Origin of the sequence: Ensifer sp., from assembly GCF_035999185.1 — a bacterium.
GTDB lineage: Bacteria > Pseudomonadota > Alphaproteobacteria > Rhizobiales > Rhizobiaceae > Ensifer.
The window spans coordinates 236146-255845 of record NZ_DASYHB010000170.1 but is presented as its reverse complement, the minus strand read 5'-3'; the positions used below and the strand labels follow the sequence as shown (position 1 = coordinate 255845).

The 19700-nt window shown below is 62.1% G+C and carries 16 protein-coding genes; 6 read left to right on the top strand and 10 right to left on the bottom strand.

Going from position 1 to position 19700, the window contains the following annotated elements; all coding sequences use genetic code 11:
- The first annotated feature begins 17 nt into the window (after positions 1 to 17).
- Both VGO04_RS22580 and VGO04_RS22575 read left to right on the top strand, forming a co-directional pair.
- The gene (locus VGO04_RS22580) at positions 18 to 1373 is read left to right on the top strand and encodes an FAD-dependent oxidoreductase (RefSeq protein WP_327498187.1); all 1356 of its coding nucleotides are present in this window, start codon (positions 18 to 20) and stop codon (positions 1371 to 1373) included.
- A 258-nt stretch (positions 1374 to 1631) separates the two neighbouring features.
- Entirely contained in the window at positions 1632 to 4613 is a 2982-nt protein-coding gene (locus VGO04_RS22575; RefSeq protein ID WP_327498186.1) for an autotransporter outer membrane beta-barrel domain-containing protein, read from the top strand.
- A 79-nt stretch (positions 4614 to 4692) separates the two neighbouring features.
- Here the strand turns inward: VGO04_RS22575 and VGO04_RS22570 are convergent, their stop codons facing one another.
- The 5 genes from VGO04_RS22570 to VGO04_RS22550 form a co-directional block, all read right to left on the bottom strand.
- A complete protein-coding gene (locus VGO04_RS22570; RefSeq protein ID WP_327498185.1) occupies positions 4693 to 5775 on the bottom strand; it encodes an SGNH/GDSL hydrolase family protein in 1083 nt (360 codons plus the stop codon).
- A 25-nt stretch (positions 5776 to 5800) separates the two neighbouring features.
- The gene (locus VGO04_RS22565) at positions 5801 to 7042 is read right to left on the bottom strand and encodes a hypothetical protein (protein WP_327498184.1); all 1242 of its coding nucleotides are present in this window, start codon (positions 7040 to 7042) and stop codon (positions 5801 to 5803) included.
- 66 nt (positions 7043 to 7108) lie between these two features.
- Entirely contained in the window at positions 7109 to 7585 is a 477-nt protein-coding gene (locus VGO04_RS22560) for a hypothetical protein (RefSeq protein WP_327498183.1), read from the bottom strand.
- Positions 7586 to 7870: 285 nt separating this feature from the next.
- Positions 7871 to 8551 carry a response regulator transcription factor gene (locus tag VGO04_RS22555; RefSeq protein WP_327498182.1) on the bottom strand — a complete coding sequence of 227 codons (681 nt, stop codon included), beginning with the start codon at positions 8549 to 8551 and terminating at the stop codon, positions 7871 to 7873.
- Complete coding sequence (locus tag VGO04_RS22550; protein ID WP_327498181.1) at positions 8512 to 10320, bottom strand: sensor histidine kinase; 1809 nt, start codon at positions 10318 to 10320, stop codon at positions 8512 to 8514. The genes VGO04_RS22555 and VGO04_RS22550 overlap by 40 nt, the downstream gene beginning before the upstream one ends.
- Positions 10321 to 10804: 484 nt before the next feature.
- On the opposite strand from VGO04_RS22550, the gene VGO04_RS22545 reads away from it, so the two are divergent.
- From VGO04_RS22545 to VGO04_RS22535, 3 genes are read left to right on the top strand one after another with little or no spacing between them, the layout of a single operon-like run.
- A complete protein-coding gene (locus VGO04_RS22545; protein ID WP_327498180.1) occupies positions 10805 to 11236 on the top strand; it encodes an SxtJ family membrane protein in 432 nt (143 codons plus the stop codon).
- Between the two features lie 46 nt (positions 11237 to 11282).
- A complete protein-coding gene (locus tag VGO04_RS22540; RefSeq protein WP_327498179.1) occupies positions 11283 to 11432 on the top strand; it encodes a DUF5989 family protein in 150 nt (49 codons plus the stop codon).
- A 12-nt stretch (positions 11433 to 11444) separates the two neighbouring features.
- Positions 11445 to 13277, top strand: a complete 1833-nt coding sequence (locus VGO04_RS22535) for a carbamoyltransferase (RefSeq protein ID WP_327498178.1) — start codon at positions 11445 to 11447, stop codon at positions 13275 to 13277.
- 145 nt (positions 13278 to 13422) lie between these two features.
- Here VGO04_RS22535 and VGO04_RS22530 read toward each other — a convergent pair whose 3' ends face one another.
- The 3 genes from VGO04_RS22530 to VGO04_RS22520 form a co-directional block, all read right to left on the bottom strand.
- Positions 13423 to 14355 (bottom strand): LysR family transcriptional regulator, encoded by a 933-nt coding sequence (locus VGO04_RS22530; protein WP_327498177.1) that lies wholly within the window; start codon positions 14353 to 14355, stop codon positions 13423 to 13425.
- Between the two features lie 208 nt (positions 14356 to 14563).
- A complete protein-coding gene (locus tag VGO04_RS22525) occupies positions 14564 to 16267 on the bottom strand; it encodes an amidohydrolase (protein WP_327498176.1) in 1704 nt (567 codons plus the stop codon).
- A 359-nt stretch (positions 16268 to 16626) separates the two neighbouring features.
- Positions 16627 to 17037: a hypothetical protein gene (locus VGO04_RS22520; protein WP_327498175.1), complete on the bottom strand. Its 411-nt coding sequence runs from the start codon at positions 17035 to 17037 to the stop codon at positions 16627 to 16629.
- Positions 17038 to 17365: 328 nt separating this feature from the next.
- On the opposite strand from VGO04_RS22520, the gene VGO04_RS22515 reads away from it, so the two are divergent.
- Positions 17366 to 18388, top strand: coding sequence for an LLM class flavin-dependent oxidoreductase (locus tag VGO04_RS22515; RefSeq protein ID WP_327498292.1), 1023 nt, complete (start codon positions 17366 to 17368; stop codon positions 18386 to 18388).
- A 41-nt stretch (positions 18389 to 18429) separates the two neighbouring features.
- Here VGO04_RS22515 and VGO04_RS22510 read toward each other — a convergent pair whose 3' ends face one another.
- Both VGO04_RS22510 and VGO04_RS22505 read right to left on the bottom strand, forming a co-directional pair.
- Positions 18430 to 18744: a hypothetical protein gene (locus VGO04_RS22510; RefSeq protein ID WP_327498174.1), complete on the bottom strand. Its 315-nt coding sequence runs from the start codon at positions 18742 to 18744 to the stop codon at positions 18430 to 18432.
- 176 nt (positions 18745 to 18920) lie between these two features.
- Positions 18921 to 19691 carry an ABC transporter ATP-binding protein gene (locus VGO04_RS22505; protein WP_327498173.1) on the bottom strand — a complete coding sequence of 257 codons (771 nt, stop codon included), beginning with the start codon at positions 19689 to 19691 and terminating at the stop codon, positions 18921 to 18923.
- Positions 19692 to 19700: the final 9 nt, after the last annotated feature.

Here is a 19700-nt window from a genome sequence, read left to right as displayed (position 1 = left end):
CGCTTTCAGATGTAAAGATGACGCCTTTCTGGCTCGACCGGCCGGATGCGCCCGAGCCGAAAGAGCGACTGACGCGTCATCTGAAGGCCGATCTCGTCGTCGTCGGCGGCGGCTTTACCGGATTGTGGGGCGCCATCCAGGCGAAGCAACGCCAGCCCGAAATCGACGTCGTCCTGATCGAGAAGGGCTCTGTCGCCAACGGCGCTTCCGGTCGGCCCGGCGGCGTCGTCTCGACCTCGGTGATGCACGGCCTTTCAAATGCAGTGCGTATCTTTCCCAAGGACATCGCCGCGCTCGAGCGCTTGGGCCAGGAAAACATGCACGGGTTCCTCCAGACGATCGAGGACCATCAGATCGACTGTCACGCGGAATGGGGCGGCGAGCTGACGGTCGCCGTCGACGACGCCCATATCGAAGCGCTGCACGAAGAACACGAACTCCACCTGAAATACGGCCACCAGGCGACCTTCCTCGATCAAAGTGCCGTGCGCGCCGAGATCAATTCGCCGCGTTACAAGGCCGGCGTCTGGTCAAAACACATCTGCGGCACAGTCCATCCGGCGCTGCTCGCCTTCGGGCTGAAACGAGTTGCGCTGACGCTCGGCGTCCAGATCTTCGAAAACACGGAGCTGACGGGCCTCGAAGACCTCGGCAACGGCATGAAAGCTCACACGCCCTTGGGCAGTGTCACCGCGCCGAAGGTGCTGCTCGCCACCAATGCCTTTGCCTCCGGCCACAAGAAGATCAAGCACCGGGTTGTCGCAGTGCGTGACCGGGTTCTGGCGACGGAGCCACTCTCGGCGGAACGTCTGGCATCGATCGGCTGGAGCCATCGCCAGGGCGTTTACGACACGCGCACGCAGATGAATTACATGCGGCTCACCAAGGACAACCGCGTCATCTTCGGCGGACGCCTCGCCTATGCCTTCGCCGGCGATCCTTTCCCATCGGTCGACAAGGAACTCGATACCTACGAGCCTCTGGCCGCCGCGTTCTTCGATACGTTCCCGCAGCTCGAAGGGCTGCGCTTCAGCCACGCCTGGAGCGGCCCGATCGATCTGAGCACCCGCATGGCGGTGCATTTCCAGCGCTACCACAGCGACAAGGTCGTCTATGCCGGCGGCTATTCCGGTTTCGGCGTCTCTGCCTCCCGTTTCGGTGCGCGCATCGCGCTCGATATCCTCGACGGATCGAAGACCCCGGAGAGCCGCCTGGATTTCGCCACCAGCCTGCCGAACACCATTCCGCCGGAACCGTTCCGCTGGCTCGGCGCGCAGATCACCATGTATGCGCTCGACACCGCCGACAAATCCGGCGGCTGGCGCAAGCCCTGGCTGAAGATGGTCTCGGCCATGGGCTTCCCGCTCAGCTGACAATCCGCCGGGCGGTCGGCGAGACCGCCTGTTTGCAGTCATCGCCGGACGCGACTGGGGAACTGTCGCAGCCGGCGTGAGGCGTGCCCGCGCTTCCCGTCGGCTGCCAGGTGATACGGGCAAGGCGCGCCCTCCCACGGCAGAGCCCTCAAGGTCCAGGCGCAAGCTGTGGTAGCGAACCGTTAACCATGATTAGATAGCCGGGGTCATCAAGACCGCTGGCTGATTCGCGAGCGTTCGTTAGCACCGGTGCCATCCATGCGAAAAACACCGCTCGCGGTACTTTCCCAGCGTCTCGGCCTTTTCACGGCACTGGCCTCTTTCGCCTTGAGTGCACCTTCTCTCGCCCAGTCCGTATGGACCGGCAGCAGCGACAACGAATTCAGCAATGGCTCCAATTGGACGCCGGCCCTCCCCGGCGCGGGCGACGCAGCCGAGGTGAACACCGGCTCCCCGCAGGTCACCAACGATCCGACGATCCGAGAACTCGGCGTCAACGGCGGCAATGTCACGATCACCAATACCGGTGCGCTGACGGTCACCAACGGAAGCACGATCAATTCGGGCAGCATCAGCATCAACGCGGGCGGTGCCTTGAACTCGAACGTCGACCTGAACGGCGGCAGCCTGTCGATCGATGGCGACCTCAACGGAAGGCTGAACCTCAACAGCGGCAACGTGTCGGTCAACGGGACGCTCGATAGCGCCGTCGTCGGCACGACCACGGCGCTCAGCAACAACGGCCAAGTCGGCGACGTCAGCGTTTCGGCCGGCGGCACCTTCGTCAACAACAGCGGCGCGATTGCCGGCGCGGCGGTTAACGCCGGCACCGCCTCCAATGCCGGAACACTCGGCTCGCTGACGAACACAGGCGGAAACTTCACCAACAACACCGGCGGCACGATCACCGGGAAAACGACGGTCGCCGGCGGCACCGTCACCAACAACTTCGTCGTCACCGACGCCGATGTCGAAGCGGCCGCCGCTTTCGTCAACAACAACGGCGCGACCGGGGGCAACGTCAAAAACGCCGGCACGACGACCAACGCCGGCACGATGGCCTCGCTCAACAACGAGGGCGGAAGTTTCACCAACAATTTTGGCGGCGAAGTCACCGGTCAAACGACCGTCTCGGGCGGCAGCATCACCAACAACGCGACGCTTGGCGCCGTATCGGTCGGCGCAGCCGGGAGGTTCACCAACACCAGTGGCGCCATCGCCGGTGCCGTTGCGAACGGTGGTGCCTCGTCGAATGCCGGGACGATCGCCGCCTTGACGAACACGGGCGGAAATTTCACCAACAACGCCGGCGGCACGATCACCGGGAAAACGACGGTCGCCGGGGGCACCGTCACCAACAACTTCGTCGTCACCGACGCCGACGTCGAAGCAGCCGCCGCGTTCGTCAACAACAGCGGCGCCACGGCGGGCAACGTCACGAATTCCGGCACCGTCTCCAATGCCGGCACGATCGCTTCGCTTCGCAACGACGCCGGAACCTTCACCAACAACGGTGGCGGCCAAGTGACCGGCAAGACCACGGTCGCCGGCGGTAACGTCGTCAACAACGCCGTGCTTGCTGACGTCGATATTAGCGCGAAGGGTGCCTTCACCAACAACAGTGGTTCCCTCGCCGGCGTTGTCACCAATGCCGGGGCCGGCTCGAACGACGGAACGATCGGCTCGCTCGTCAACACCGCCGGGCTGTTTTCCAACACGGGAACGATCAGCGGCGCGGCCACGATCGCGGGTGGCGAGCTTGCCAACCAGGGCACCATTGCCGGGCCGGTTGACGTGTTTACCGGCGGCCTGCTCTCCGGCGGTGGCGTCGTCGGCGGACTGACGGTCAATGCCGGCGGCACGATTGCGCCCGGCCCGGGCATAGCGACCGTTGCCGTCAACGGCGACCTGACGTTGCGATCCGGTTCGATCTTCGAGGTGGATGTCGATGCAGCAGGATTATCCGACCGCCTCGCCGTTTCGGGCACGCTTGCCATTGAAGGCGCGAGGCTGGACATTCTTGCCGGAAGCGGCGTCTACGCTCCGACGACCAGCTATACGATCCTGACGGGTGGCGCCGTCACGGGAGCCTTCGGCGAAGTCACCAACACCCTCGCTTTCCTGTCGCCGACCTTGACCTACAACCCAACGGGCGTCGATCTCCGGCTCGACCGAAACGGTGTGGAATTCGCGGACTTGGCGCAAACGGCAAACGGACAGGCCGTGGCAAACGCCGTCGAAGCGTTGGGACCGTCAAACCCGCTCTTTCTCGCCATCCTGTCGCTGGACGCAGAAACCGCCAGCCAGGCCTTTCCGCAGCTGACGGGAGAAGTGCACGCCTCCGCCAAAAGCGCGCTGCTATGGGACAGCCGCTTCCCGCGCGAGGCCATTCTCGGCAGAACAAGCGCCGTGGCCGCCTCCCGTGCGGCGGACGACGGCGCTTTCTGGACATCGGGTTTTGCAGCATCGAGCAGATTGTCCGGCGACGGCAATGCCGCTGGCATTGACGCGCGCACCGCCGGCATCATTCTTGGTGCCGACTGGGTCGCTGCCGACGACTGGCGCTTCGGCGGCATCCTCGGCTACAGCCATCTCACGCTGCAACCGGAAGCAAGCGCGGATGCCTACCATGCCGGCCTCTATGCCTCCGGGCCGATCGGGCCGCTCGACTTGACGGGAGGCGCGATCTATTCGCACAACGAGGTCTCGACCCGGCGCGACGTTGCCTTCGGCTCGTTCTCCGACACGCTTAAGACGGACTACGACAGCGCGGTTGCGCAGGTTTTCGCGGATCTGTCCTTTACGCTCGAAACCGACGTTGCCCGCCTACAGCCTTTCGCAAATCTTGCCTATGTCAGGCTCGAAACGGATGGTTTCCAGGAGAATGGCGGCGCCGCCGCCCTGTCGTCCGGCGATGCTTCGGATGAGCTGACACTGACGACGATCGGCGTGCGCTGGTGGGCAGACCTGCCGGTGGAGCAACTGCCTCTCGCCGTGTCCGGCCTGCTCGGTTGGCGACATGCCGCAGGCGACCTGACGCCTTCGGCGCGGCTTGCCTTTGCCGATGCCAGCCCCTTTACCATCGCCGGCGTTCCCGTGGCGCGGGACACTCTGGTCGTGGAGGCGGGATTTTCCGCCAGGCTCTCCGACACTGCGCGGCTGGCGATTACCTATCTCGGCGAGTTCGGTAACGGCGTCCAGTCAAACGCCGGCCGGGCAAACCTGACCGTCGATTTCTAAGGCCCTCTCCAGACCGAACGCATGAAAGGCGCCGCGATCCGCGACGCCTCGAAATTCACCGGCACTTTGGCCGGAGGTGTCATTTTCCGACGGTGGCGACCGATGCCGTGTCGGCGAAGACGTCTGGATAGGAGTGCTCGAGCGTTTGTGCGATCGCGCCGGCAAACCGCTCGTTGGCGATCTTGTTGGGATGCGCGTCGGACGGCGACACCCAAAGCGTTTCCGGCACGAGATCCTCGACCGACGGGCGCAGATCGAGGAAGGGAACGCCCTCGCTCGCGGCGATTTTTTCAACGCCGGCTGTCACTTCCGGGAACGGGTACTGCTTGATCTCGTGCAGTTCGGGATAGTTGACGATAACAAGCTTGAGGCCATGCTCCTTGCAGTAGCGCGCAAGCTTCTGGATCGCCGCCTGCCCGTCTGTCCAGCCGGGCTGCCCGTTCTCATAGAGACCCCGGTAATACGCCTTCCAGTCGGCCCGCCCGAGGAAGATGCGCGAGATCTTGTCGACGGCGGAGGCCAGCACGACGTAGGCCTGTGAATACTCGCCCCAGCCCACCTTATGCCGGCGTGGAGTCTGCTCGGCATCGTTGATGAAATAGTTGAGAACGACGATATCCGGCTTGAGCTTGTATCCGTTGGTCAGGAAGTAGGCGACTTCCATCTGTGTGTTGTAGTTACCGACGCCGGTGTTGATCACCTCGTACTTGCGCCCTCCGGTCGCGGCACTATTGAGCACGGTCTCCAGTTGCCTTGACGGCGTATCCTCTTCCTTCACGCCCCAGCCGAAGGTCAGCGAATCGCCGAGCATCATCACGCGCACCGCGCCGTCTGGAACCGGCGCCACCTCCCTGTTGCGCAATCCGATCGAGTTGATGTCCACTTGCGCGCCCATGAACACGCCGCTGGTGTTGGGGATATGCTCGTGGCCGATCGCTGGCTCGGCACTGACGCGCTTGAGATCGCGGGCGTATTTCCACATCTCCAGGTCGAAATCCATGCCGTTGTCGAAAACGGTTCGCGCCAGACCTTCGATCATGAGACCGCAGAGGACGAGGCTGAAGCCGGCGGCGAGAATGGCGAGCAACGCGCGCTTCACCACGGACGACTTCGGTACGCTGTTTTCTTCCATTTGAACGGCTCGTGATGCGTTGGAATTCATCGGATCTTCCTCTCAGCGCCACCAATCATGATCCGACCTGCGAGAACTGGGTGCAATCGGGCTCAACCGGAGCGGTTTTTACGAAGTCGTGCTTGCCACCTGCCAGGCCTTTGCCGTCGCTCCAGCTGTTGAGCAGCCACTCGTCGATCGTCTCTGCCACCAGGAAATGCCCGAGCGGAGAAAGATGCTTGTCGCCGATGCCATAGGTCTTCATCGGGTTGTTGGCGGCGAGTTTCTCGGTCGGGTCGACCACATAGACACCGGGTGTCGCAGCGGCGAAGGCATTGATCATTTCGCGCTGCTTTGCCGGTTGCAGGCCGTCGTCGCGGCCCGCGAGTTCCGCCCATCCGGGAAGGACGACGACCAGCAGGTCGGCACCGTTTGCACGGGCGTCAGCGGCAAGGCGAACAAACAGCCTGCGTGTCAGTTCGATAGCGTGGCCCATGTCGCGACGGGACGCCCTGTCGCCGACATAAGGCCGAAGCAGCGTCGAATAGAACCAGTTGTAGAGCTTGCTGTGTTGCCACAGGTAGAGATGCGCCTGCAGCGCGAGGCTCGGCTTTTTCGTCTCGGTGCCCGCCGGCTCGACCGTGATGTCGACCGACTCCGGCGTCATCACCGCCCGCTCCGAATTGTCCTCGATGTCGGTGCTCAGCGACAGACCGACGATCACCAGCTTGTGCGGGATGTTGGGCGCCTTGTCCTCGTAGAGCCGGATCTCGTTCGGCTGCCCGTAGCCGCCCGTGCCATAGTTCTTGAGCAGGAGCTGCGGATGCCACGCGTTCAGGAGCGAACTGAAGGTCTCGCTTTCCTTGACGAGCGAGCCGCGGACCATCGAGTCGCCGAGGACGAACACCGGCGACCCGGTTCCCGTGGCATTGTCTCGGAAACCGTCGCTGTTGATCTGCACGCGGTTCCACGGATCGAGCGGGCTGAACCGCTCAAAGTAGCTGTTGCCCGGTATCTCGGTATAACCATAGAGCGCATGGGGCTGATGGCGCGCGCGCGGGATCCCGCAATAAACATACTCGCCTTCGCCGACCGGAAGCTGCAGGCTTGGCACGAAGCGCAAGAGCATTTCGCAAATGAGAATGGCCGCAAGACCCGAAACGACGATGATCAGCCCGTCCATCGCGCCGGCAAAATTGCGCGACCGGCGAATGCGCTGAAGAATGCCAGCTGGACGGGGTTTGTTTTGGCCAATGAAATCCGCCGGGGCGGCTGTTGGGTTGTTGAGCGCGTCCTGATGTTCGACTTTTCGGGACATGTTGGCTGACACCTTGATTGTGCGATCTTATTGGAACATTTACAGGTTGCGTCGCTTCATTCTTGATCAAGCACTTCCGAGTTCACGCAAATAGGAACGCGCCAGACTGGCCAAATAGGTGATCGTCCTTCTTTGCCCCTTCGGCGCGGACGAGCCGCGCTTCTGTTCGCCAGGGGTCACAAGCCTGACGCGCTTCGAAGAATCTGGCTTCAGCGTCTCGATCGAGCGCAGCAGACAGGGCAAGATCCCATATCCGGTCAAAAGATCCCGAAACATCGCGGTCGCCGCGTAGACGACCTCGGCGGCCTCTACAGCCTCGCGAACGCGGGCACCGTCAGACATCTTGACGTAGAGCACACCGGGAATGAGAAGAGGCAACGTCGGCACGACGGGATCCAAGACGCGATTGACCGCTGCCGGCGTTACCTCGTTCAAGATAAAGACGGTAAGCCGCTTCTGGCTTAAACGATAACCCTTTATGATTATCTCGACCGGAAGCTGACCGTCTGTTTCCGCTATTTCAATAACACTTTGAACATACATAGTGGCTCTCCGGAACAGAGAAGAACACCGAGAATATTTTTTTGACTACGAGAACATGAATTGAATTTTTATACAGCGACATGAGCTTCTGAGGTTTGCACTTCTCTGCCGGAGACGCCTTACAATTCCAACTCTATCTCAGGATTTCCGATCTGAATATATACGGATGGATATACTCCGGGGCACTTTCTGAGGTCCTGCTCCCCTGGGGCGAAGTGCCCGAACGACGGCCCAGGAGCGCGACCCCTGATGAGAAAGACGACGATGGAAAGCAGGCCTGCGCGCTCACGCAGGGCTTTTCGGGAGCCTGTTGGCGAGATTGGCAAGCTCGACCCGCGTCGAGATGCCGAGCTTGCTGTAGATGCTGTGAAGGTGCAGCTTGACGGTGCCTGGGGAGATGCCGAGTTTTGCGCCGATCTCCTTGCTGCGGATGCCGGAGGCTGCCAGGCGCGACACCTCGATCTCCCGTTGGGTCAAAAGCTCGACCCCCGGCGTTTGCACCGCCTCCTGCGTCCGTATCCGATCGAGCGCGGACCTCAGCGCCTGGTCCTGGAAATAGGTCTTGCCGGCGGCAACGGCACCGATGCAATCGAGCAGGGTGTCCGGCGCCTGCTCCTTGAGCACGATGCCGTTTACGCCAAGCCGCATCGCTTCGGCGATCTGGTCGTCTGCGATATCGGCGGTGAGAATGATGACGGCGATCCGCTTCCCATGGCCACGCACCCGACGGATGAATTCGAGCCCGTCCATCTGCGGCATGCGAAGGTCGGCGATCACGATGTCGGCGCTGCGGTCGGCCAGGACCTGAAGCGCGTCCTCGGCGCGCTCGCAGGTGGCGACAACCTCCCAGCCAGGCACGGTCTCGATCAGGCGGCGAAGCCCGTCAAGCACGATCCGGTGATCGTCGACGACGATCGCGCGAAGCGCTATTGCGGCATCGGCAACATGACCACCACCCGTGTCCATTCCGCTATCCTTTCGATGGCAAGCTTTCCGCCGCGCGCGGCCGCGCGTTCGCGCAGGCTGCGGGGTCCTATTTTCTCACGTTCCAGTTCGGCATGGTCGACGCGCTCGCCATAACCGAAGCCGACACCGTCATCGTCAATCGTCAGCACGATCGAACCCTTGTCGATCCGGACGGTGATCCGGACCTTTTGCGCCCCGCCATGCCTGACCGCGTTGGCGGTGGCCTCGGAAGTCATGCGTGCAAGCTCATAGGTCAGAGCCAGGGGCAGATCGATGCCGGACGGCGGATCGAAGGTGATTGATACGTCGATCTGCCATTGTTGTCTGAGCCGCACTGCAACCGCCTCGAGCTGCCGCTCCAGGTGCATTTCTCCTGCGACCTGCAGGTTGCCGCCCGGCTCCAGTGCCCGAATGAACCCGCGCAACTCCCGCTGCTCGTCCAAGAGCATCGCCTGGATAGTGTCGAGGCGTTCGGCAAGCACCTCCGGACGCACATCAGTGAGCTTTCGCAGCGACTGGAGTTGCAATGCGGTGCCCGCAAGGGCCTGGAGGACACCATCGTGCAGATCGCGGCCGATGCGGATGCGCTCGTCCACCGCCGCCTCGTCGCTCAATCGCCGCACGAGGATCGCCTGCTCGAACAGCGCCTTTATCCGGTCCGCGATGATCTCGGCGATCGCAACGTCGTCAAGCGTAAGCGCCGGCGGCTCCAAGGCGAACAGGCGCGCCTGGAGGTCATCGACCTGGAAGTAGGTCGACACGGCGGAATTGATCTGAAACGCCTCGACGAGTGCGGGGGAGATTGGCGGGTCGCTGTCCGACCATTGATTAAATCGCCCATCGCCCACATGCACGAGAACCCGACCGCGCCCCGCCTCGGTGACGAGCAGACTGCTGCGCAGCAGCTTTTCATCCGTCCACGAGCCGAAGGCGTCCGGCGGCATTTGCATAACCTCGAGTTCGCCCTCCTGCCACAGCGCCACATAGGTCCATGGCTCCTCCGCGTCGGTCCATAACAGAAGCGCGCGCGGCACCAGCATCACGTGGGCGGCATAGTCCAGCGCTGCGCGCGCCGGCCATTCGCGGCCCCGCGGCTGGGCCGGCGTTCGCTGGACAAGCCGCAGCAGCTCGGCCCTCACCGCCTCCTGGTGCGCGCCGAGCCACACCAGCAATGCCGCTGCGACAAAGATGAAGAGAAGCCGCGATGCGTTCGTCGTCGTGTCCGAATCCGGGTCGAGCAGATCACTGGTGTCGAAGTAACCGAGATAGAGCAGCGCGGCCAGGCAGACGAGGCCGGTATAGAGCGCACCGCGCCAGCGCCAATGAAGCGTCGCAGACAGCAGCGTGAAAGGCATCAACATGAAGAAGGGGCTCGCCGGACCGTCCGTCATCGACATGAACGTGGCAAAGGCTGCAACATCGATCACGTGGCGAACCAGCGTGCCGCGCACCCTCGATATTTCCGTACGCCAGACAAGAAAGGCGGCGGCGACCGCATAAAACAGATAGCCGATCAGCAGAAAATAGATCGGCTCGGGCGGCAGCGGCACGTGGGCAGAATCAAGCCAGGCGATCCAGACGCTGCCGGCGGCAAGCAGAATGCGCCCGACAGCAATCACCTTGTCGGAGCGGGCACGGAAAGTGTTTGCCCATACCTTGCGGCCAGAAGCCTGATCACCATCGATCGGGGACCGAGGGTCATGTCGCAGCCCTGCGCCCGCCGGGGTTACGCGCCACGTGCCGAAACGGTCAGACGGCTCCAGCTTCATACTTTGTCTCCGCCCTCAGCCGACCCGCAAAAATTCTGCAATGTGCGCGTGACGATCAAGAATGAACAAATGGCTCCCGACGAATGCCACTGGCCGTATCGTCAACGATAGGGACAGCGCTGATGTTGGGGCCGCTAAAAGCTTAACTACTCAAGTGACGCGAGCATACGCTTGTCTTGTCTTATGCTCAATTGCATTCGCGGCGAGTATATCCAAGGTTAGGGATGTCAGAAGCGCCCAACTCATCTTCGCACCGCCGACAGAGCCGCGTGGAACATGGCAGGCCGCCGAACACGCGCCTCAATATCTGCATGAGCCGCCAAGAAGCTGAGCCAGGATATGGTCTTCTATATCCATTGGCATATTGACCAGACCCAGTATTTGCCGCTCATATTCTCTCAATATAAATTACTAATTCGTTTTCAATCATCGGCACAATGAAGATTGTGCGAATTTTTAGCTAACCGCTCAGAGGTGGATAGCAATGAGCATTTCTCATGGACCATTGCACGAAAAGCCCCTGGAAGGGCCTTCGAACAGGAGCTTCGGCTACACCGTCGGAGGCATTCTGCTCGCGATCGCGATCATCAAAGCATGGCGGCATTCCGAGGTAACGATTATCGCGGGCGTGCTCGGCCTGATCGGCGCCGTTCTTGTCATCCTGGCCTTTGTCGCACCGTCGACTTTGACACGCGCCAACCGGCTTTGGATGAAGCTCGGTCTTGTTCTGTTCAAGATCGTCAATCCGGTCGTGATGTTCCTGATCTACGTCACGACTTTCGTGCCGATCGGCTTTTACCTTCGCTTGCGCGGGCATGATGCGCTGGCCGAGCAGTTCGACAAGAACGCCAAGACCTATTGGATCGACAAGCCAGAGGCCGGTGCGGTCGAGGCAACGATGAAAAACCAGTTCTGAATTTTAAAGAACCTAACCATTATTGTATCGGACAGAGGAAACGAAAATGGACCTTGCTAAGGAACTCCTCTCATACATGGGCAACCGTAAGAAATACTGGTTGCTGCCGATCTTGGTCATGACAACCATTTTCGGGACCCTGGTGGTACTGACGCAAGGAACGGCTGTCGCCCCCTTCATCTATACGCTGTTCTAAGGCGAAGATATCGTGCGTATCCTCGGTATCTCGGCATTTTACCACGACAGCGCGGCGGCGCTCGTCGAGGACGGGCGGATCGTTGCCGCCGCCCAGGAAGAACGCTTTACGCGCCGGAAACACGATCCCGACTTTCCGGCGCGGGCAATCGAATACTGCCTGGCGGAAGCGGGCTGCAGCATGAACGACATCGATCATGTCGTCTTCTATGAAAAGCCGTTCCTGAAGTTCGAACGACTGGTCGAGACCTATCTCGCCACCGTGCCCCACGGCTTCAGCTCGTTCCGGGTCGCCATGCCGGTCTGGATCAAGGAAAAGCTCTTCCAGAAGAAGATGCTGCGCAAGGATCTGGGCAAGCTTGCCGGCAAGAAGGAATGGGACGGGTCGCTGCTCTTCACGGAGCATCACCAGTCCCACGCCGCAAGCGCCTTCTTCCCGTCGCCCTTTTCTTCGGCGGCGGTGCTGACCATGGACGGTGTCGGCGAATGGTGCACGACGTCGCTCGCCCATGGCCGCGACAACCGCCTCGACTTTCTGAAGGAAGTGCATTTCCCGCATTCCCTCGGACTGCTCTATTCGGCCTTCACCTATTACACCGGCTTCAAGGTCAATTCCGGCGAGTACAAGGTCATGGGGCTTGCGCCTTATGGTCGGCCGCGTTTTGCCCAGACGATCCTCGACAACCTGATCGACCTCAAGGAAGACGGTTCGTTCCGGCTCGACCAGCACTATTTCGGCTATTGCACGGGCCTCAGAATGACCAAACCGGCCTTTCACGATCTCTTCGGAGGGGAGCCGCGCAAGCCGGAATCCCCGCTGACGCAGCGTGAAATGGACCTTGCGGCCTCGGTTCAGGCCGTAACGGAAGAGGCTGTGATGCGGCTCGCGCGCTTTGCGCGGCGCCAGACGGGAGAGAAGAACCTTTGCCTGGCGGGCGGCGTGGCGCTCAACTGTGTCGCCAATGGCAAGTTGCTGAAGGCTGGCATCTTCGACGACATCTGGATCCAGCCTGCCGCCGGCGATGCGGGCGGCGCACTCGGGGCAGCACTTTCGGTCTGGCACGAGTATCTCGGAAGCACACGCACGCCTAAGGACGGCGATGCGATGTCCGGCTCTTATCTCGGACCGGCCTTCGAGCAGGGTGAGGTCGAACAGCGGCTAGCCGCGGCCGGCGCCAAATTCGAGGTACTATCGGATGAGGACGTCACCTCGTCCACGGTCTCGGCGCTGGCTGAGGAAAAGGCTGTCGGATGGATGCAGGGTCGCATGGAATTTGGTCCACGCGCACTCGGCGGCCGTTCCATTCTCGGCGACGCACGCTCTCCGACGATGCAGAAGATGCTCAATCTCAAGGTCAAGTACCGCGAGAGCTTCCGGCCCTTCGCGCCATCGGTAAGGCGCGAGGATGTCGCAGACTGGTTCGACATCGACAAGGACAGCCCCTACATGCTGCTTGTCGGCGACGTGCTGGAAAGCCGCCGTCTGCATGCCAACCACCCGCAGGAAAACCTGTTCGGCATCGACCTTTTGAACGTGCCGCGCTCCGAAATTCCGGCGGTGACACATGTCGACTATTCCGCCCGTATCCAGACGGTGCACCGGGAAACCAACCCGCGCTACTGGGAGCTTTTGACACGCTTCAAGGCACGCACGGGCTGCCCGGTTCTTGTCAACACCAGCTTCAACGTGCGCGGCGAACCGATCGTCTGCAACCCGGAAGACGCCTATCGCTGTTTCATGGGTACGGAGATCGAGCGGCTCGTCGTCGGCAACTGCATGCTGAAGAAGGAAGACCAGCCGGCGCACCTGAAACAGGACTACAAGGAAAACTTCGAGCTCGACTAGTCAGCTGTACGATCTCGAAAAGGCCGAAGGACGCTCTGGAGCTGGGGTTCCCGGGCGTCCTTTGGCGTGTCGGTTCCACTTGGTCGATCGTGGGCCGATGTCCCTTGCGTGCAAGCCTGCGCGAGCCTCGGTTTGCCGTAGCGCGCTATCGACCGGCACGCACGCGCGGCGCGCCGCGAGACGCTTGCCGCCCCCCGAACTCACTCACAAGCAGCTTCACGAAAAACGGGACCAGTCCCGACTTTGCGCGCGACTTGTCAAAGGCGGCCTGGAACGGCGCCTTGTAGCTAAACAGATCCGGACGTATCGCGCGCAGCAGGCCCTGTTCGACATAGCGGCTGGCGAAATGATCGGGCAAGTAGCCGAGATACCGCCCGGAGAGGATCAACCGCGCTTCCGCCTCCATGTCGCTGACGGTCGCGCGCGGATTGGCGATCGAGAAGATCTTGAGGTCACGGGCATTCCAGTAGGACCGGCCGATCAGGTTGTAGGAACGGATGTCGTCGATCTCGATCGCGCTGTCGTCGCGCGAAAACAGCGGGTGTTCCGCGCCACAGTAAAAGCGTTGGGTCTCCTCGTAGAGATCGACGTATTCAAGCCCCAGTGTCGTGCGCGGAAAACTGGCGATCGCGATATGAAGCTCTCCGGTTATCACGTCGCGCAACAGCTCGTGCGGCGGCCGCGTGACGATTGAAAGCGCCACTTCCGGCGCCTCGTCGGTCATGCGGGCAAGCACGCTGGTCAGCCGGGACGTCGGGTCGGACAGGGTATTGTCGATGAGGCCGATCGAGAGCGTTCCGTTCAGCTGGTGCTGCAGGCCTTTCATGCGCACATCGAACTGATCGATCGAGCCGAAGAGACGCTTTGCCTCCTCGTAGACGGCGCGCCCTTCCTCCGTAAGGCGGAAGCCGGATCGGCCGCGCTGGCAAAGCGTCAGGCCGAGGCGACCCTCCAGCGCGGAGATATGGTTGGAGATCGTCGAAAGCGACAGATTGAGCTCCCCTTGCGCGGCCGCGAAACCGCCCGCTTCCACGATCGTCACGAAGATGCGCAGCAGCCGCACATCCAACGAGTCCAATGCCATTTCCCCGCGCCCTTACCTTGATTATGCTCCAAGTGAAGCGCGATTATTATGCATTATCGCGCACTAAGCCAGGCGATTTTCCACCTCGGAAAGGCGCGGAACAGCAACTCGCGCGCGCGTCCAAGCGGTCGAGTGCGCACGAAAAAACGACCGGCACCCCGTGGCACCGGTCGAAGGCATCAGATGGCTTGCACGGCAGGTGTCAGGGCCGACGGTAAACCTCGTTTCCGGCAAGATAGGTCGCTTCCACCTTGCGCTCGCGGATCGAGCGGTCGAGCGGTTCGGGCAGCGTGCCGTCGATGACGACGAAGTCCGCCCATTTGCCGACGCTGATCGACCCGATCTGGGCGCCCCAGGGCGTCATGTCCGCGCCGGCTTGCGTCAGACCGTGCAACGCCTGATCAAAGCTGACCGCCTGTTCGGGATGCCAGGGCCCATCGCCGAGACCAAAGGGGCTTTCGCGGAAGACGGCGTCGTTGATCTGGGTGAGCGGGCTCAGCGGCGATGTCGGCCAATCCGATCCGAAGACCAGCGGCACGCCGGCATTCAGCATCGAGTGCCAGACATAGGCCCTGGGTTCGCGGTCGGTACCGATCCGCTCGGTGATGTATTTGCCGATCGTGCCGGTCGCGTGGTTCGGTTGCATCGAGGCAACGACGCCGAGGTCCTTGAAGCGCTGGATATCCTTGGTCTCGACCACCTCGATATGCTCGATGCGGTTCGGCTGCGGCCGCGGCACCGAGGCTTCGGCAAAAGCGTCGAGAACGAGGCTGACGCCGCCATCGCCGATCGCGTGCACCGCTGTCGGGAAGCCGTTCTCGTTGGAAGCCCTGATCGCGGCTGCCAACTGCTCCTTGGTCTCGAAGGGCTTACCCTTCCAGCCGTGCTGGTCGGAGTAGTCCTCGTGCATGAAGGCCGTGCGGGTGGACAGGACGCCGTCGATCACCGACTTCGTATAGCCGAGCTTGAGCATCGGCCCCTTCTTCTCCTGCTCGCCGGAATCGGCGGCAACCTTGTCAACCTCCGCGCGGTCCTTGACCGCACCGGCAATCTTCTTCGGGTCGCCCTCGAAGAAACCGTACCAGACGCGCAGCGGCAACTTCTTCTCCGAAAGGATCGCGGCATAGTCGTGCACGGCCGCAAGATCGGACATGTCGTTGACGCCGGTGATGCCGAGGCTGTTGGCGAACTTCATCGTCTGCAGCAGGGCATCGCGGCGCTCGGCATCGGCGACCTTCGGCCGATGCTTCTCGACGAGATCGCCGGCGCTTTCGAGCAGGATGCCGCTCGGCTCGCCCTTGTCGTTGAGCACGACCTCGCCGCCTTCCGCGACCTTGGACTTAGCGGTGACGCCACCGACTTCCAGCGCCTTCGAATTGACCCAGTAGGAATGGAAATCGATGTCACGCAGGATGACAACACGATCCGGCACCACGGCGTCGAGATCTTCCTTGGTCGGCAGCTTGCCTTCGCCGAGCGTATAATCCCAGCCGCCGCCCATCAGCCAGACGCCCTTCGGCAGGCGTGCGTCGGCTTCCTTGATCTTTTCGAGCCAGGTCTTCTTGTCCGGAATGTAGGACAGGTCCACCCCGGTCACCATGTCCATGCCGGACGTCAGATGCGTATGACCATCAATGAAGCCAGGGGTTACCGTCTTGCCGCCGGCGTCGATCACCTTGGTCTTTGCATCCGCGAGCGCCTTGATCTCGTCACTGCTGCCGATCGCTGTGAACTTGCCGTTCTCGATGGCAAAGGCCTCAACCTTGGGCTTGGCCTGGTCGACCGTGCGCACATCGCCATTGAGGACGATCAGATCGGGTGCCGCCCATGCTGGCGCGCCGCCACAGGCGAGGATCGCCAGGAATGAGGTAGCGCCCATCGCCCTGCTAAATGCTGCCAATGTCATGAAGTTTCTCCTCCCGCGACTGCATCCCTCCAGCCCCCGGCGAGCCGCACCACCGACGTTGGGGCGATGATGCTCGAAATCCGGGAGACAGCGAAATACTCCCTCGGGCTAGGTTCGCTTCAAGAGTCATGGGACATCGGGCGCAGCCGTCGCGACGGCTCGCCGCTTCTTGTCCGTTTCGAAAGAGGGTTCAATCGCGCAACGCGCGCCGGTCGGCCCCACCAGGGCCAATTCCGACGCGCGGCATGCCAGACCTTTCCGCGGCGACCACCGGGATCAGCCGCGGATGGAGACAACTTGAAACGTGAGGGAAGCGTCCGGCTGGCGCCATGGCCTCCCTGTCGCCTGGCCGTTCTGGCTCAGGTAAAGAGCGCCTTGATGCGCGGCCACAAACCGATTGCGGAGCGCACCCGCCGCGCAGCATAGGCTGCACGCACGGAACTGCCGAAATTGCAGTCGCAGACGATGTCGTGCAACTGGTGGTCCGAGAGTTCGAAGAACCGTTTCGCTTCGCCGTAGCTGTCGTCGCCGAGGCCGGCGAGGCGCAGTTGCGTATCTTCGAAGGCGACGGTCATCGGCGAACCGTTAACCTGCATAGTGTGCCTGACGGCGGCGGATGCATGTTCAGTTCCCGAAAGTGTGCCCAAGCGTCGGCCCGGGTTCATTTCCAGGAGTTCGGCCCAGCGTTGGAGCCGTTCCGTTCTCGTCATTGAGGGATCGGAACGAATTTCGGCGAGCGCTTGCAACTGTTCTAATGTTTGATGCTTCATCGTCGTCTCTCCTAGTCCGAAGACGCGACCGCGGTGCGAGCCCCTCCACACAGAGATCGCCGCTCATCAAACTCACCAGTGCGAACCGCAGTTCCCTTGCCGAAGAAAAAAAGAAAGCTTGCGCGTACCGCTGCGGGAAGCTCGCTCTTTGGCCCAACCACCGCGGGCGGAACTGGCTGAATTTCGGTCGTTTGGCCGGCGGCAAGATCCGCCTTGGCGAAGCGCGACCTTGAGCTTCCATTCACGCCAAAGTCACTGGGAGCCGCCTGTATCACGAAGCGGAATCATGTCATGAAGCGACCGGCATTATCGGACAGGGCGAATGACCATGAAGAAGATCGGCTTTCTTTCCTTCGGACATTGGACACCATCACCCCAGTCCCAGACGCGATCGGCGTCCGACGCCCTCCTGCAATCCATCGATCTGGCCGTTGCGGCCGAGGAGCTGGGGGCGGACGGCGCCTATTTTCGCGTCCATCACTTCGCCCGCCAACTCGCTTCGCCCTTCCCGCTCCTAGCAGCGATCGGCGCGAAGACGCAACGCATCGAAATCGGCACCGCCGTGATCGACATGCGCTATGAAAATCCGCTCTATATGGCTGAGGACGCGGGCGCTGCCGACCTTATCGCGGGAGGGCGGTTGCAGCTCGGCATCAGCCGCGGCTCGCCGGAACAGGTGATCGACGGTTGGCGACATTTCGGCTACCGGCCACCCGAGAACGAAACCGAAAGCGACATGGCCAGAGGGCACGCGGAAGTCTTGCTCGACGTGCTTCGCGGAGAAGGCTTTGCCGAGCCCAACCCACGACCGATGTTTCCCAATCCTCCCGGTCTGCTGCGCGTCGAGCCGCATTCTGACGGGTTGAGAGAGCGGATCTGGTGGGGTGCAAGCTCGAATGCCACCGCCGTCTGGGCGGCGAAGCTCGGCATGAACCTGCAGAGCTCCACCCTCAAGGACGATGAAAGCGGCCTGCCATTCCACATCCAGCAGGCCGACCAGATCCGTGCCTACCGGGAGGCCTGGAAGGCAGCCGGACACACACGCACGCCGCGCGTCTCGGTCAGCCGCAGCATCTTCGCCTTGGTGGACGACCGCGACCGTGCCTACTTCGGCCATTCCAATCAGCAGGAAGACAAGATCGGGTTCATCGACGACCAGACGCGGGCGATTTTCGGGCGCAGTTATGCTGCCGTGCCCGACGTCCTTGTCGAGCAACTGGCAAAGGACGAGGCAATCGCCGAGGCCGACACGTTGCTCCTGACCGTACCGAACCAGCTCGGCGTCGACTACAACGCCCACGTCATCGAGGCGATCCTCCGGCACGTCGCGCCCGCGCTTGGCTGGCGCTAGCGTCCGCTAGGTCCCTGTGGTTCCCTCCGGCTAAAGTCGTATCAGGGAACGGGTGCCGGGTGGGCGATCCCCTGGTAGTAGTCGCCTTCGCCGCCGCCCCAATATTCATTGGTGTAGCGTTCCCGCTCGTCACCCAAGCTCTGTGCTGGCGGGCGGTAGACGTAGCCGTACGGGCCTCCCATCGGTACCGGCTCCATGTAGACGCTGCCCGTGGGCATGGGGTCGACATAGACCGCGCCGGGCGCCGGCTGCCGGTAATAATTGTTGTAGTAGTCGGCAAGGGCCGGACCGGCGGCTCCGGCAAGAGCCGACGAAACGACGACTGCGACAACTGGCAATTTCATGGAAATCTTCATGGGTTGCTCCTGTCTGCTATCGGCACTTGCCAGCAGCGGCAAAGGGCATGCGAACCGCCCCTCGGGCGGTCGCTACCCTGCCAGTAGTAACGCTTGACCGCGGCAACCGTTCCGCCGATCCGTACAAGAGTTAAGACAGGGCAATCCGCCGGTTTCGACCCCGACCATGATCTGCTTCAATGCAGGCCGAAAAGGTAAAGCAACGCCTCGCGATGGCGCACGAACTCAGGCGTGCTTCTGTCGCGCGGCCGCGGCAGGTCGATTTCGATCAGCCGCGGCTCACCGCCCTTCTCACGCGGCAGGATCAGTATCCGATCGGCAAGATAGATCGCCTCTTCGAGATCATGGGTGACAAGAACGGTCGTCACGTCCTCGTCGCGCCAGATGCGGGCGAGCTCCTGCTGCATGCTGATCTTGGTCATGGCGTCGAGCGCGCCGAGCGGCTCATCGAGCAACAGGATCTCAGGCTGAACTGCTAGCGCGCGGGCGATGCCCACACGCTGCGCCATGCCTCCCGAAAGCTGCCGCGGGTAGGCGCTCTCGAATTGCTGCAGCCCGACCAGCTGCACGTAATGCTTCGCCCGCCCGCGCGCCTCGCCCCGAGAAAGGCCTCGCGTTTCCAGCCCGAAGCCGACATTGTCGAGCACCGTCAGCCAGGGCAGGAGGCGCGGCTCCTGGAAAATGACGGCGCGATCGGCGCCGACGCCCTTCGTGACCTTGCCGTCGATCAAGACGTCTCCAACATCCGGCTCCTCGAGCCCCGCCAGCACGCGCAAAAGGGTCGTCTTGCCGGAGCCGCTGGCGCCGACGATCGCGAGCGTTTCGCCGGGCCGGATGTCGAGATTGATATCCTTGAGAACGGTAAGCGGCGCACCGTTCAGGCTGTAGGATTTGGAAAGGTGGCGGATCGCCACCTCTCCGCGACGATGGTCCTCTGCAACACTCATGTCCGGTCC

Coding starts and splice junctions, on each gene's coding strand:
- VGO04_RS22580 (WP_327498187.1), top strand. CDS start 18: ATGACGCCTTTCTGGCTCGACCGGCCGGATGCGCCCGAGCCGAAAGAG.
- VGO04_RS22575 (WP_327498186.1), top strand. CDS start 1,632: ATGCGAAAAACACCGCTCGCGGTACTTTCCCAGCGTCTCGGCCTTTTC.
- VGO04_RS22570 (WP_327498185.1), bottom strand. CDS start 5,775: ATGAATTCCAACGCATCACGAGCCGTTCAAATGGAAGAAAACAGCGTA.
- VGO04_RS22565 (WP_327498184.1), bottom strand. CDS start 7,042: ATGTCCCGAAAAGTCGAACATCAGGACGCGCTCAACAACCCAACAGCC.
- VGO04_RS22560 (WP_327498183.1), bottom strand. CDS start 7,585: ATGTATGTTCAAAGTGTTATTGAAATAGCGGAAACAGACGGTCAGCTT.
- VGO04_RS22555 (WP_327498182.1), bottom strand. CDS start 8,551: ATGGACACGGGTGGTGGTCATGTTGCCGATGCCGCAATAGCGCTTCGC.
- VGO04_RS22550 (WP_327498181.1), bottom strand. CDS start 10,320: ATGAAGCTGGAGCCGTCTGACCGTTTCGGCACGTGGCGCGTAACCCCG.
- VGO04_RS22545 (WP_327498180.1), top strand. CDS start 10,805: ATGAGCATTTCTCATGGACCATTGCACGAAAAGCCCCTGGAAGGGCCT.
- VGO04_RS22540 (WP_327498179.1), top strand. CDS start 11,283: ATGGACCTTGCTAAGGAACTCCTCTCATACATGGGCAACCGTAAGAAA.
- VGO04_RS22525 (WP_327498176.1), bottom strand. CDS start 16,267: ATGACATTGGCAGCATTTAGCAGGGCGATGGGCGCTACCTCATTCCTG.
- VGO04_RS22520 (WP_327498175.1), bottom strand. CDS start 17,037: ATGAAGCATCAAACATTAGAACAGTTGCAAGCGCTCGCCGAAATTCGT.
- VGO04_RS22515 (WP_327498292.1), top strand. CDS start 17,366: ATGAAGAAGATCGGCTTTCTTTCCTTCGGACATTGGACACCATCACCC.
- VGO04_RS22510 (WP_327498174.1), bottom strand. CDS start 18,744: ATGAAGATTTCCATGAAATTGCCAGTTGTCGCAGTCGTCGTTTCGTCG.
- VGO04_RS22505 (WP_327498173.1), bottom strand. CDS start 19,691: ATGAGTGTTGCAGAGGACCATCGTCGCGGAGAGGTGGCGATCCGCCAC.